Annotated in this window: 10 protein-coding genes; 6 read left to right on the forward strand and 4 right to left on the reverse strand. The window is 45.4% G+C overall.

All coding sequences use genetic code 11. The features are described from left to right. Both GVN20_RS11625 and GVN20_RS11630 read right to left on the reverse strand, forming a co-directional pair. The gene (locus GVN20_RS11625; protein WP_166558482.1) at positions 1 to 1,701 is read right to left on the reverse strand and encodes a DUF4369 domain-containing protein; all 1,701 of its coding nucleotides are present in this window, start codon (positions 1,699 to 1,701) and stop codon (positions 1 to 3) included. Positions 1,702 to 1,800: 99 nt separating this feature from the next. Continuing rightward, positions 1,801 to 2,991: a putative sugar nucleotidyl transferase gene (locus GVN20_RS11630; RefSeq protein ID WP_166558483.1), complete on the reverse strand. Its 1,191-nt coding sequence runs from the start codon at positions 2,989 to 2,991 to the stop codon at positions 1,801 to 1,803. Between the two features lie 191 nt (positions 2,992 to 3,182). On the opposite strand from GVN20_RS11630, the gene GVN20_RS11635 reads away from it, so the two are divergent. From GVN20_RS11635 to rny, 6 genes are all read left to right on the forward strand, one after another. Continuing rightward, positions 3,183 to 4,673 (forward strand): tagaturonate reductase, encoded by a 1,491-nt coding sequence (locus GVN20_RS11635; RefSeq protein WP_166558484.1) that lies wholly within the window; start codon positions 3,183 to 3,185, stop codon positions 4,671 to 4,673. An 86-nt stretch (positions 4,674 to 4,759) separates the two neighbouring features. Further along, positions 4,760 to 5,401 (forward strand): DUF1684 domain-containing protein, encoded by a 642-nt coding sequence (locus GVN20_RS11640; RefSeq protein WP_166558485.1) that lies wholly within the window; start codon positions 4,760 to 4,762, stop codon positions 5,399 to 5,401. A gap of 205 nt (positions 5,402 to 5,606) precedes the next feature. Continuing rightward, positions 5,607 to 8,042 carry a phenylalanine--tRNA ligase subunit beta gene (gene pheT / locus GVN20_RS11645; RefSeq protein ID WP_166558486.1) on the forward strand — a complete coding sequence of 812 codons (2,436 nt, stop codon included), beginning with the start codon at positions 5,607 to 5,609 and terminating at the stop codon, positions 8,040 to 8,042. An 88-nt stretch (positions 8,043 to 8,130) separates the two neighbouring features. Then, complete coding sequence (locus GVN20_RS11650; protein WP_114068474.1) at positions 8,131 to 8,529, forward strand: hypothetical protein; 399 nt, start codon at positions 8,131 to 8,133, stop codon at positions 8,527 to 8,529. Positions 8,530 to 8,539: 10 nt separating this feature from the next. After that, a complete protein-coding gene (gene zapA / locus GVN20_RS11655; protein WP_114461638.1) occupies positions 8,540 to 8,839 on the forward strand; it encodes a cell division protein ZapA in 300 nt (99 codons plus the stop codon). A 99-nt stretch (positions 8,840 to 8,938) separates the two neighbouring features. Further along, positions 8,939 to 10,504: a ribonuclease Y gene (rny, locus tag GVN20_RS11660; protein WP_114461637.1), complete on the forward strand. Its 1,566-nt coding sequence runs from the start codon at positions 8,939 to 8,941 to the stop codon at positions 10,502 to 10,504. Between the two features lie 161 nt (positions 10,505 to 10,665). On the opposite strand, the gene GVN20_RS11665 is transcribed toward rny, so the two are convergent. Then, positions 10,666 to 11,226, reverse strand: a complete 561-nt coding sequence (locus GVN20_RS11665; protein WP_166558487.1) for an acyl-CoA thioesterase — start codon at positions 11,224 to 11,226, stop codon at positions 10,666 to 10,668. A gap of 78 nt (positions 11,227 to 11,304) precedes the next feature. After that, positions 11,305 to 12,984: a S41 family peptidase gene (locus GVN20_RS11670; protein WP_166558488.1), complete on the reverse strand. Its 1,680-nt coding sequence runs from the start codon at positions 12,982 to 12,984 to the stop codon at positions 11,305 to 11,307. Between the last annotated feature and the right edge of the window lie 105 nt (positions 12,985 to 13,089).

A 13,089-nucleotide genomic window follows, 5' to 3' on the forward strand; every position in this document is an offset into this window, starting at 1 on the left:
TCAGTTAAAAACCTTATTCCAAATTTTATTCCAGCCTTCACGGTCGGCGGGCAGGGGCGCATTGCGACGGATATATTTGCCTTTGGCGTCAAGAAGTGCACAGTGAGGCACGCTGTCAATTTCCCATTCTGTTACAAAATTGACATCTTGAGTTTCGCTTAGTTTGATATGTAAACCTCTACTTTTGTTTTTTATCACCGACTGAATCCAAAGCTCATTAGTAGTTTGATGCTCACATAGATAGACAAAGGCTATTTTGTTTTCGGGTAATCGCTCTCGCAACGCTCTTGCTTCCTCTAAAGCAGCACGCCCTACATCGTCATTGGTCCAAAAAATCAGGTAGATATTTCTCCCTAAATATTTTTTCTTGATTTGCTCCCAAATAGTAATAGCACTTGTAAATTCACTGTATTTAGCCAGAAATACGCCCGACTTGACTTCCAACGGGTCATCGACCGTTGCTGTCTCTATTTTTGATTTGGCGTTACGAATCACCGCTGAATCAAGGTTCTCAATGTGGTGAAGTTCATCCAATGAGCGGACATAAAAAGAATTTTTGAGCGAAGGTCGAAGGTGATCATACCACAGCGTCAGGTTCTTTAAGGTAACGTTGTTGATGTTTTCTGCATAAAACGCCGCCTTCAGGTAATCCAGTTTATTGGCAGAATGGGCTGTACCGAATTTACGAATGAACAATTCGTAGGCTGCGATCCGTCTGAGTGTATCCTCTTTTCGGTTAAAGAGGTTGCTCAACCATTTCAACTCCCGCATTTTGGCTGTTTCGCCCTGCGCATATCTCGCCAATTTTAAGCTGTCGTCGGGTGAAATATCAGGAACGTATTGTAAAATCAAACGGGCTAGTGTATTGACAGGAAGCGACGACTCGGGAAGATCGGGCGTGGTTGTCAAGGCGTAATTGGTAAATTGTCGGTAACTGTCGGCTTTGGCAAACGTAAAAAAGCGATTGGTGTCCAATTCGGCCGTTGCAGACAAAGCCAACGGTAGTATTTCCTGCTGTTGGATCAGATAATTATATAATTTTGCTTTGGCCGCTTCATTCAGCGATGAAGTTACCCATTGGTCCAGTAAGGCATCTTTGCCTTTGGCATAGGAGCGATAAAAGTCCAGCTTACGTTGGCGTTCCGACGCAGATTTTTCCCAAAAGAGCAGTGTGCTGGCGGCTTTAATAGGTTTTTCGGGATTGGCTTTGAGCCATTTGTTAAAGTCAACATAAAATTGGGCATGTAGGTTATTGGTGGCGGCATGAACGCCTTCAAAACGCAGAGGTACGTCACTCCGCGTCAGTGAATCACCATTGATCGTGACTTTTACCGTTCCGTTTTCCCCCAAAAAAGGCATCACTAGGTTGGCGTAGGTCAGATAACATTCTTCCAACGGATAAACCAACGGCATCTTTAGCTCAAAGCTGCCGTCGGGTTGGAGTTGAGCGACCCGCACAATTTCTCGGTTCGCCTGTAAGATATTTACCCGTGCCACCGTGATCTCGGGGGCCTGACGGTACAGCCTTACCGTGAGATTTTCTATTTTTCCACGCACCGTTAGGGTGTCGGTTTGGGCGTATGACGAAGGAATGAACAATGCGCTGAAGACGATGAGCCAAAGCAATAATAAAAGACGTTGGAGGCGTGGTCGAAAAAAAACGATTTCCCGCAGAAAGATACGATGCAGAAGTAGATTCATACAGAGTGACAAAGTTACTTTATTTCGCTTGATCATTGCTTTGACTTTTGGATGTACAAAATTAATAATTGCCCATGCTCACTTGGCATTCCTCGCTCCTTACTTCTGATTGTTGCCTCGACTTAGCTCAAACACGTGCTTTAAAATCTCTTCCTCTATTTCTCCGAAGGCTTCGCCCCGTCGGCTAACGGTCTCATAAGCTACTTTGAGGGCCTTTTCGATTCGGTATTCCGTGAAGCCTTCGGCCGCGCCGCCCCACGAAAAAGACGTAATATGCTTGGGTTGAAAGCCTGCGCCGAAAACGTTGGTGTTCACGCCCACCACCGTACCCGTATTAAACAAAGTACTGATGCCCGCTTTGGTAAAATCGCCCATAAAGAGGCCACAAAACAGACGGTTTGTGTCTTCCAAGGTTTCGGTGGCGTAGCTGTAAAGCTTCACGTTGGTATAATCATTTTTGAGGTTGGAATTGTTGCAATTCGCCCCTAAGTTACACCACTCTCCCAAAACAGAATTCCCCAAAAAACCGTCGTGACCTTTGTTGCTGAAACCAAAAAGTACCGAGTTGCTGACCTCGCCGCCAATTTTGCAATGCGGCCCAACGCTAGTATTCATGCGCATTTTAGCGCCCCAATTGACGGTAGAGCCCTCGCCCAACGCAAACGGCCCCATAATAACGCTGCCTTCGTTGACGGTCGCATTCTTTCCGATGTAAATCGGACCATTTTCGGCATTCAGAATGGAAGCTCGTACGCTGGCTCCTTCTTCCAAAAATACATTTTCTGGGGCGTAGACGTGCGTAAAAGGGTCTGCCAAGGGCTCACTGACTCTGCCTTGGGTAAGAGCCACAAAATCTGCTTTGATTTGTGGACCGTTTTCGCCATAAATATCCCAAAGACGTTTAATGGTAACAATAGGTTCGGAAAAACGAACTGTTTTCAACTCACTCACGGGGTTTACTACTTCAAACGGTGAACGGTAGGCAATGACTTGGTCGTTTGCGAGGGCAATCAATGCTTCCCCCGCTTTTAATTGGCCAACGGCCGTTGCGACTGAATCAGTTGCGCAGACGGCACCGTTGAGGAAAATATTATCGTTGGTGGCAACAAACGGGAATTTATGCTGAAGATAAGGCTCGGTCAAAAAAGAGGGTTGGGCATGAAGAAAATGCGCCCACTTTTCGGTCAATGTCAGGATGCCGCAGCGGATTTCTGACACGGGACGCGTGAAAGTAAACGGCAACAGATGCGGACGGACGGCGGCATCGTCATAAAGGATGTAATTGTTCATAAGAATGATTTTAGCGGTTCGATTCTACGAAATTTAGACTGGACTAGATGGCCTAAAATCCACGGAATGAATAAAATCTATTAGAGTTTTGACGGCTTTGGTCGCTACAAAGATAAGTTTTGCGCAAAATTTATTAGGTTTGCCAATACAAACATTTTTGACCTGCCAAACTGTTAAATATACCATTAGCTATGCCGAAATTATCTAAACAAGTCATTGATAGCGAAACTCAATATACCTTTGATTTGCCCGTAAAAGTATTACAATTTGGAACAGGAGTGCTTCTGAGAGGGCTTTGCGACTACCTGATTGATAAAGCAAACAAGCAACATATTTTCAATGGACGAATTGTAGTGGTAAAATCTACTGCAGGTTCGGCCGATGATTTTGCCGAGCAGGATGGCCTCTATACGGTTTGCGTACGTGGGGTGGACAATGAAGGCCAAACCATCGACGAGGCCACGGCCGTTACGTCTATCAGCCGGGTCATTTCGGCGCAGGACAGTTGGCAGAGCATCCTACAGGTGGCGCGCAATCCGCATTTGGAAGTGATTATTTCAAATACTACTGAGGTAGGCATTCAGTACGTAGAGGAGAGCATTTTCCAGAGCCCGCCGCAATCATTTCCTGCCAAGTTGACCGCGTTTTTGTATGAGCGTTTTCGTACTTACGGAGGCAAAAAGGACAAGGGGTTGGTGGTAGTTCCTACTGAATTGATTACCGATAACGGCCTCAAACTCCGTGAGTGCGTAGAAAAAATTTCCGTATATAATGAGTTAGGCAAGCTGTTTAATAAATGGCTTAAATACCATGTTAAGTTCTGTAACTCGTTGGTAGACAGGATTGTGCCAGGTAAGCCCGACGCGGCCACACTTGCGGCGTTGCAAGAGAAAATCGGCTATGAAGATGCGCTTTTGACGGTAGCTGAGCCTTATCTGTTGTGGGCGATTGAAGGAGATGAGCGCGTGAAGAAAGCCCTTTCTTTTGAGCAAATCAGCGAAAATGTCATTGTCGACGAAGATATTTCTTATTACCGCGAACGCAAATTACGTATTCTGAACGGAAGCCACAGCGCGGCGGCTCCTTTGGGTTATTTAAGCGGGTTTGACATCACGTTTCAGTGCATGAACGACCCCGCTATGTCGAAATATTACGAAAAGATTATCTACGACGAAATAGTCCCGACGCTGCCGTTTGAGGAGCAAATGGACGAGCTGAAAGTATTTGCGGGGGATATTCTGAATCGTTACCGTAACCCATTTATTCAGCAAAAACTCATCGGGATTACGCTTCAGCAATCGTCGAAAATGAACGCGCGCAATGTAGCCACCATTCGTCGTTATTATCAACAATTCAATAAAGCGCCTAAGTTGTTTACGATTGGCTTTGCTGCCTATTTGCTGTTTATGCGGGCTGTTAAGCAACAAAATGAGCATTATTTCGGTCAACGTGGGGAGGAGTTTTACGTTATCAATGACGAACAAGCGGCGTATTTCTACGAGCAATGGCAGGGCGTGACGGTCGAAACCGTACCTGCATTTGTGCAAGCGGTATTGAGCAATACCAAACTTTGGGATACCGATTTGACCAAGCTCCCTGGTTTTGCCGAAACCGTGACGGAGTATTTGGCGGAAATGATGAACACTAGCGTAAAAACTACCTTGGAAAAAGCAATTCTATAATCATAAATGTAAGCGTAAAGGGGTTAGGTGTTAGGTATTGACTTAACTTCTAACCCCTTCACTTTTAGCACTAAATCTGGAAAGCTATGTTGAAAAATAAATTTTTACAATTGCTGATTGCCATCGTTATCATCGGGGTGATTGGCTATACTTTTTTTGGGGAAGAAACAACGGTTTCGGACGCCGACTATGTGGCGCAGTTGGAGAAAGACCGCAAAGAAAAAGATAAGTTTTACCAAGATTCCGATACCTCTCCGATTGGCGACAAAGCGGCTTTTAAAGGTCTTAATTATTTCGCACCCAACCCTGCCTACAAAGTGGTGGCTACTATTATCCCTTACCACGCTCAAGATAAGCAAGTAGCCGTACCCATGACCGACGGCAGCACCACCACCTACGAAAAATACGGTTTTGCGGAATTTACATTGCCTGATGCAAGCAAGGCGGCCGAGCTGAACGTGTATCGCCTGCTCATTTATAAACATGAGAAAGGCCTTTCTATTCTGTTTCGCGATGCCACAGCCCCGCAGGAAACCTATGGCGGCGGGCGTTATTTAGATTTTAAAACCGACGATATAACCGACGGCAAACTCACCCTCGACTTCAACGTCGCCTATAATCCCTACTGCGCTTACAACCCTACTTACGCCTGCCCCATTCCGCCCAAAGAGAATAACTTGCCCGTACGGGTGGAAGCGGGAGAGAAGATTTATGAGAAGCATGAGTAAAGTTGAAGAATGAGACCGCTGTCCTGAAGATCTTCTGGATTTGGAAAAACTTACCTCCATTGGAAGCGTAGTATTTCAATGCTTTTCCCTAAAATCCCCTAATTTTGCGGTGCCTTTGGGCAAAAGTTGCTGGTTATTGGTTGGACGTTGGTTGAAAAACGTTGCCCGATAACGGCAGACTAGTATAACGATTAACAAATTCTCAATGAAAATTTCCTATAACTGGCTTAAAGAACTAATTGATATTCAGGAGTCTGCCGAAGAAGTCGGTAAATTGTTGACCGCCACGGGTCTCGAAGTGGAAGGCATCGACCCGGTCCAACGCGTGGAAGGAGGATTGGAGGGCATCGTGATTGGAAAGGTGCTTACGTGCGAACCTTTTACCGTCAAAGAAAAAACATTGCACCTTACTACGGTAGATATTGGCGCGGATGTGCCATCCAATATCGTGTGTGGGGCGGCCAACGTAGCTGTTGGGCAGAAAGTAGTCGTAGCCACTGTGGGAGCCACGATTCATCCGACTGACGGGGAGCCTTTTACCATTGCGAAGCGCAAAGTGTATGGCCACCCTTCCGAAGGAATGATTTGTGCTGAAGACGAAATCGGCTTGGGTACATCACACGCGGGCATCATGGTATTGGATACTGATTTACCCAATGGCACGTCGGCGGCGGAATACTTCGGCTTGTTGCCCGATTACGTCATTGAAATCGGGCTGACGCCCAACCGCGCCGATGCGGCCTCTCACCTCGGCGTGGCTCGCGACTTGAAAGCGGTGCTGAACCGAGAACTGAAAATGCCCGCAGTTGAAAACTTTACCGTTTCAACTACAACCTCGCCTATCGAAGTAAGTGTTGAAAACTCCGAAGCCTGTCCGCGTTATGCAGGGCTGACGATTTCGGGCTTGACCGTAACTGAGTCGCCCGATTGGTTGAAAGAAAAATTGCAGGCGGTAGGTGTGCGGCCGATTAACAACGTAGTGGATATCACCAACTACATTTGCCACGAACTCGGCCAACCGTTGCACGCTTTTGATGCGGCCAAAATCATCGGCAACAAAGTAATCGTAAAAACGCTTCCTGCTGGTACGCCTTTCGTGACCCTTGACGGCGTAGAGCGCAAGCTGTCAGACCGAGATTTGATGATTTGTAACGCCGAAGAACCCATGTGTATCGGGGGCGTTTTTGGCGGCACTAAGTCAGGTGTTTCGGAGCAAACGACGGATATTTTTCTGGAAGCTGCTTATTTTTCTCCCGCTTCAATTCGCAAGACGGGTACTTTTCACGGCCTGAAAACCGACGCCTCTTTCCGCTTCGAGCGCGGAACCGACCCCAATATGCCCGTCTATGCACTCAAGCGTGCGGCGTTGTTGATTCAGGAGGTAGCTGGCGGACAAGTATCGTCGGAAATTGTGGATATTTATCCCAATCCGATTCCCAATCATGAAGTGAAAGTTAAGTACAAAAATGTCGATAGACTCATTGGCAAAGTACTAGACCGCGCGCTGATTAAGCAGATCTTAACCAGCCTCGACATCGAAATTCAAGACGAAACACCCGAAGGGTTTTTGGCTTCTGTGGCCCCTTATCGCGTGGATGTGACGCGCGAAGCGGACGTCATTGAAGAAATCCTGCGGATTTATGGATTCGACAACATAGAGCTTTCCGAAAACTTAGCCACTGATTTCCTGTCGGGCTTCCCAATTGTCGACCCTGACAAACAGAAATTGCGCATTGCTAACCTTTTAGCCGCCAATGGATTTAACGAAACCATGTCAAATTCGTTGACAAAACCCATGTACAACGACGCAGTTCGGGCGAGTTTGCCTGGAGAAGATGTGGTAATGCTCAACCCTTTGAGCGAAGACCTCTCGGTGATGCGGCAGACGATGTTGTTTTCGGGATTGGAGTCATTGGCTTATAACCTGAACCGCCGTCAGCGTGATTTAAGAATATGTGAATTTGGAAAAACGTATCATAAGATTGGCGGAACGCCGCTCGAATCGAAATACAAGGAACTTTCGCACTTGGTTTTATTGATGGCGGGGCATCAACGGGCCGAAAGCTGGTTGGCCAAAGACCAAAAACTGGCTTTTCACGACTTGGCAGGGATGGTACATTTGGTTTTGAATGCCTTTCGGGTGGCGCAGGTAGAGAAGCAGGAAATTCAAGACAAAACAATTTTTGAGTATGGCCTGTCTTATACCATTAAAAAGAAGCCCGTCGTTAGTTTTGGACAGGTAAAAGCGAAGCTGACCAAAATCGCCGATATCAAACAACCTGTTTTTTACGCCGATTTTGATTGGGCCTATTTGTTGAAACAATACAACGATAAGGTGCGTTTTACGGAAGTTTCTAAGTTTCCAGAAGTACGTCGTGATTTGTCGTTGGTGTTGGATAAAGCCGTCACTTTTGAACAAATTCGTCAGACAGCCCATAAATATGAGCGAGAGTTGTTGACCAACATCAACGTGTTTGACGTATATGAAGGAGAAAATATCGGAGCAGATAAAAAGTCGTATTCGGTAAGCTTCACGCTTCAGGATGAGACCCAAACCCTGACCGACAAAGTCATTGACAAAACCATGCAAAAATTAATGATGGCCTTTGAAAAAGACTTAAATGCAGTAATACGTAAATAACAAATACCAGATGGATGACCTTGGACGTTAGAAGAGTGTTCGTTTTTAATGTCCAAGGTTGAAGTTTTACAGGATAACATAACTCGGCATGAAACTTGTAACCTTCGAAGACGATAGACTTTTAGATGAGCTGAATTTTCAATTTCTGTTTGTGGAAAGAAGTGTCAGTGCGTTGCAAGCGGCTTACGCCCACGAAAAGGCGGCGCATAGCGAGCTAAAATCACGCTTTGAAGTCCTTCAAAAGCGTTATGACAAACAAAACGAAGAGTTAAAATTTGAACGCCAAGAAATTAAAATCTTAAAAACGGAAAATAAACAATTGCGAGAAAAAGAACTTTCTTTGAAAGAAAAGTTAAATAATTTCAAACAATTGTCTATAATTGTAAAAAACCCGAAAAACGTAGACGCGATTACGGAACTGAACACCAAATTGGACGAATACATTCGATACGTAGAAGAAACCATCAATTTGTTACACACGTTGTGACCCAGACGCAATGGAAACCATAAAAAAAAGGCGAATCGTAAGAGTAAAGATTGCCGATAAATCTTACGAAGTCTGGGCTGACTCAGACGAAGATGAGTCTTTTATGAGAGAAGCAGCCAAGAAAGTTGATGCACAGGTAGAACTTCGAATGAAAAAAGAAGGGGATATTCAGAAGGTTTTGGCAATGGTTTGCCTTGACTCGATGGTAGCTCGCCTAAAAGGAGATAACGATTTAGAAGTCATACAGTCAACAGTATTTAAACACTTAGACTACCTACAAAGACACTTCAATCCATCGGGCCAAAACTAATCCTTTTGGTCTCTTCCAATACGTTCAAAAAGGGATAGGTTCGGTACACTCAAGGCTGCGTTTAGGGAATATATGTTGAACCTATAAACACAGACACAGATGCCCGATATATTATTGTTTTTACTCGACGCTGCCGTTTCGGCGGTTGTGGGTGCAGTAATTGTCTACTTCGTTATTAAAAAGACAACCAAGAAAACCGAAGAAGACGCCCAACAGCGCGCCGCCGAAATCCTTAAAAATGCGGAAATTACCGCCGAAAATATTAAGAAAGACCGCATTCTTGAAGCAAAAGAAAAATATTTGAGGTTGAAATCAGAGTTTGAAGACGACACAAATAAAAAGAAGCAGATTATTCTTCAAAACGAGCAGAAAATCAAGCAACGTGAGCAGCAACTCAACCAAATGACGGAACAAAACAAACGTCGTGAGAACGAGTTGGAAGCTCTTAAGAAAAACCTCGAACAACAAACCGAGGTGGCTACAAAACGCCGTGATGAAGCCGAAAAAATGCATCGCTCACAAGTCGAACAATTGGAGCGAATCGCCAATCTGACCGCCGAGCAGGCCAAGCAGCAATTGGTGGAAGCCCTTCAGGCCGATGCCCAGTCGCAAGCTTCGGCATACATTAAAAATACCATTGATGAGGCTAAATTAACGGCTACCAAAGAAGCCAAGAAAATCGTTATCGAAACCATTCAACGCACCGCTTCTGAGCACGCCATCGAAAATACCGTTTCGGTATTCAACATTGAAAGCGATGACGTCAAAGGAAAAATCATTGGCCGGGAAGGACGCAATATTCGGGCGCTGGAAGCGGCTACTGGTTGTGAAATCATCGTTGATGATACTCCTGAAGCAATCGTTATTTCAGGTTTTGACCCCGTTCGTCGCGAAATAGCCCGCTTGTCGCTGCACCGTTTGGTGCAGGATGGACGTATTCACCCGGCGCGTATTGAAGAAGTTGTTTCAAAAACAAAGAAAAATATTGACGACGAAATTGTCGAGATCGGCGAGCGTACCGTCATCGATTTGGGGGTTCATGGTTTGCACCCTGAATTGGTAAAAATGATTGGACGGATGCGCTTCCGTTCGTCGTATGGCCAAAACCTCCTCCAACACTCGCGCGAAGTAGCGCGGCTTTGTGCTACGATGGCATCAGAGTTGGGATTAAATGCCAAACTCGCCAAACGTGCTGGGTTACTGCACGATATTGGAAAAGTATGGCCCGAAGAATCAGAGCTGCCGCACGCAATTCTGGGGATGGAGTTGGCGAAAAAATACAAAGAGAATCCAGAAGTATGCAACGCCATCGGTGCTCACCACGATGAAATTGAGATGACGAGTATGATGTCGCCCATTATTCAGGTGTGTGATGCTATTTCGGGGTCGCGCCCAGGCGCTCGTCGCGAGATGATGGAGTCATATATTCAGCGTTTGAAGGATTTGGAAGCGTTAGCTACCAACTTCCCAGGCGTTGATAAATGTTATGCCATTCAAGCGGGGCGTGAGTTGCGCGTTATTGTCAATTCCGATACCGTCAATGACGATACCGCGGGTAAGCTTTCGTTTGATATTTCGCAAAAAATTGAGAAAGAAATGCAGTACCCGGGCCAAATCAAAGTAACGGTAATCCGTGAAATGCGCTCCGTAGCCTACGCAAAATAAACAGGCTGGGTTCTGGTTAGTTTATCAAACAGAACTCGTTTTAAGCATAAGAAAACCCGTCGTTATCAGCGACGGGTTTCTTGTTTTTAGCCTAAAGAGAAATAGGCGAGAAAAAATCAAAAAAGCTTCGGAATGGCCTTTGTAGATTGAGATGCGCGAGTTTATGAACTTTGAGCCTCGTGGTTAACAATACATCGCTCATTTTTGAGCAGATGCAAATTCTCCTCCAATTTCATCCGCGTTTTCTCATTGTCGAATTCACCCGCGTAGGTGGTTTTCAATTCTTTGCGTTTGATGGCTTCCAGAAACCGACGCGTATCTTCTTTGGTTTCGAGGCTGAGCGGAGGTACTTCGGTGGGCTTTCCTTCGTCGTCCTTGGCAACCATGGTAAAATAGGAGGTATTGGTATGTTTCTGAACCCCTGTTCTAACATCTTCCGCAATCACCCTGATACCCACTACCATCGAACTACGACCTACGTAATTGATGGAAGCATGGAGTGATACCAATTGCCCGACTTCGATGGGTTGGAGAAAGTTTACGCCTTCGACCGACACCGTCACTACGTACGTGCCTGCGTGCTTGGAGGCGCACACATAAGCCACTTTGTCCATGAGTGATAACAAAATTCCTCCGTGGATTTTACCCCCGAAATTGGCGTATGAAGGAATCATTAATTCCGTAATGGTTGTGCGGGAAAAGTTGACAGATTTGGCGAGCATGGGCAAAAAAATAGGTTATTGCAGACTTTATTAGAGAACTTCTAACAAAAATCTACAATAACCTGAGGATTCGCAAACTTACTTTTTGCCGTCTTTTAAGCTTACACTCATGCGCGACAGTTTTTCGGCTTCATCAAAAAGGGTCACTGCTTTTTTGTAGCCTTCGTCTAAGTCGGACATTACTTGGTAAAATTCATTATTTAAGCCCGCTTTATCGCGTTTTTGGTAGGCATAACGACCAATCATCGCTTTCAAATAAGTACGGATATAAGGCTTTGAGCGTTTGTATTGCTGCTCGTTAAACTTAATGTCGTCGTTATTGGCATTGCGAAGAATAATCTCCATGTCTGCCTCGCTTGGGGTGAAGGTTTTGAGGTAGTCGGCAAAAGTAAGTTTTTCCAACTGTTTTTTATTTTCGCCCACGTATCGTACGGCATAATCGCGAACGATGTTTTTGCCAAACAACTCGTACAAATAGGGCGTCATCATGCTGGTATCGCGGGGAACAAACACATCAGGAGTAATTCCGCCGCCGCCATAAACGACCCGCCCTGCATCCGTACGAAACTGGAGTTTGGGGTTGTTTTTGATACTATCCGCCACGAAAAGTTCTCCGTGTGAAAAACGATTTTTAATGTCTTTTTCGTAACTTTCTACATCCCCATGGGTGTAAGGTTTTTGGATACTGCGACCACTCGGGGTGAAATAACGGGAAATGGTCAAACGCAACTCCGAGCCATCCGATAAATTGACCGGCATTTGCACCAACCCTTTTCCAAACGAGCGTCGACCCACAATCAAGGCGCGGTCGTGGTCCTGCAATGCCCCCGCCACAATTTCAGAGGCCGAAGCACTTCCTTCGTCGATGAGGACTACCACGCTTCCGTTTTCAAACATGCCCACGTTTTTGGTGCGGGTTTGGCGGTCATACCGGTCATCTTTGCCGTCGGTATAAACAATCATTTTGTCGCCCGCAATCAATTCATCCACCATGTTGGTGGCACGGTCCATGTAGCCGCCTGGATTGCCTCTCAAATCCAACAGTAGTTTTTTCATTCCCTGGTTCTTGAGGCTGCTTATGGCGTTTTTAAACTCGTCGTAGGTGGATTCAGAAAAACGGGTCACTTTAACATATCCTATTTCTTTATCAATCATATAGGAAGCGTCTACCGAATAAGTGGGAATTCGGTCTCGTTTCAGTTGAAAAGCCAATGGTTTAGGAACACCTCTGCGTAAAATCTCGATTTTAACTTCGCTGCCGCGTGGTCCGCGCAGCTTAGAAAAAATAAAAGCATTATCAACCTTAGTTCCCGTAAAGACTTCGTTATTGACTTTCAAAATCTTATCGCCACTTTGAATACCCGCCGCTTCAGAAGGGCCGCCTACGAGTGGAGAAACCACATAAACGGTGTCTTTGTACAAGTTGAACTCAATACCGATTCCGTCAAACCCGCTTTCTAGCTGAGAACGAGCCGCAACGGCATCTTTGGGGTTAAAATAATAGGTGTGCGGGTCGAGCTTTTCGAGCATTTTAGTGATAGAATAATCCACCAACTCGTCGGTGTTGACCGTATCAACGTAGTTATTGTCAATCAGTTGAAGCACTTCTTTAAATTTGGTATAGCCTCGGGCCACGTCAGTGATTCCCTTGCTTCCCCCAAAAAACGTAGCCCCCAGAAATACCCCAGCGGCTAACGTAATACTCAATAAAATCGGCAACCGTACGGTGCGGCGATCATTTTGGATTGGATTTTCCATGTTACTTTTACAGAATGCGAGTCGTAATGTACAGATAGTGCATAAAAATAACGCACAAACGCCATAGGTAGTTTAACAACTCGTTAGAAAAATCAAAAATCCCGT

The sequence above is a fragment of the Runella sp. CRIBMP genome, assembly GCF_009905605.1.
Classification (GTDB): domain Bacteria; phylum Bacteroidota; class Bacteroidia; order Cytophagales; family Spirosomataceae; genus Runella.

What these genes read in the sequence shown, in the direction of transcription:
- GVN20_RS11625 (WP_166558482.1), bottom strand. Translation starts at nt 1,701, where the DNA reads ATGAATCTACTTCTGCATCGTATCTTTCTGCGGGAAATCGTTTTTTTT.
- GVN20_RS11630 (WP_166558483.1), bottom strand. Translation starts at nt 2,991, where the DNA reads ATGAACAATTACATCCTTTATGACGATGCCGCCGTCCGTCCGCATCTG.
- GVN20_RS11635 (WP_166558484.1), top strand. Translation starts at nt 3,183, where the DNA reads ATGCCGAAATTATCTAAACAAGTCATTGATAGCGAAACTCAATATACC.
- GVN20_RS11640 (WP_166558485.1), top strand. Translation starts at nt 4,760, where the DNA reads ATGTTGAAAAATAAATTTTTACAATTGCTGATTGCCATCGTTATCATC.
- pheT (WP_166558486.1), top strand. Translation starts at nt 5,607, where the DNA reads ATGAAAATTTCCTATAACTGGCTTAAAGAACTAATTGATATTCAGGAG.
- GVN20_RS11650 (WP_114068474.1), top strand. Translation starts at nt 8,131, where the DNA reads ATGAAACTTGTAACCTTCGAAGACGATAGACTTTTAGATGAGCTGAAT.
- zapA (WP_114461638.1), top strand. Translation starts at nt 8,540, where the DNA reads ATGGAAACCATAAAAAAAAGGCGAATCGTAAGAGTAAAGATTGCCGAT.
- rny (WP_114461637.1), top strand. Translation starts at nt 8,939, where the DNA reads ATGCCCGATATATTATTGTTTTTACTCGACGCTGCCGTTTCGGCGGTT.
- GVN20_RS11665 (WP_166558487.1), bottom strand. Translation starts at nt 11,226, where the DNA reads ATGCTCGCCAAATCTGTCAACTTTTCCCGCACAACCATTACGGAATTA.
- GVN20_RS11670 (WP_166558488.1), bottom strand. Translation starts at nt 12,984, where the DNA reads ATGGAAAATCCAATCCAAAATGATCGCCGCACCGTACGGTTGCCGATT.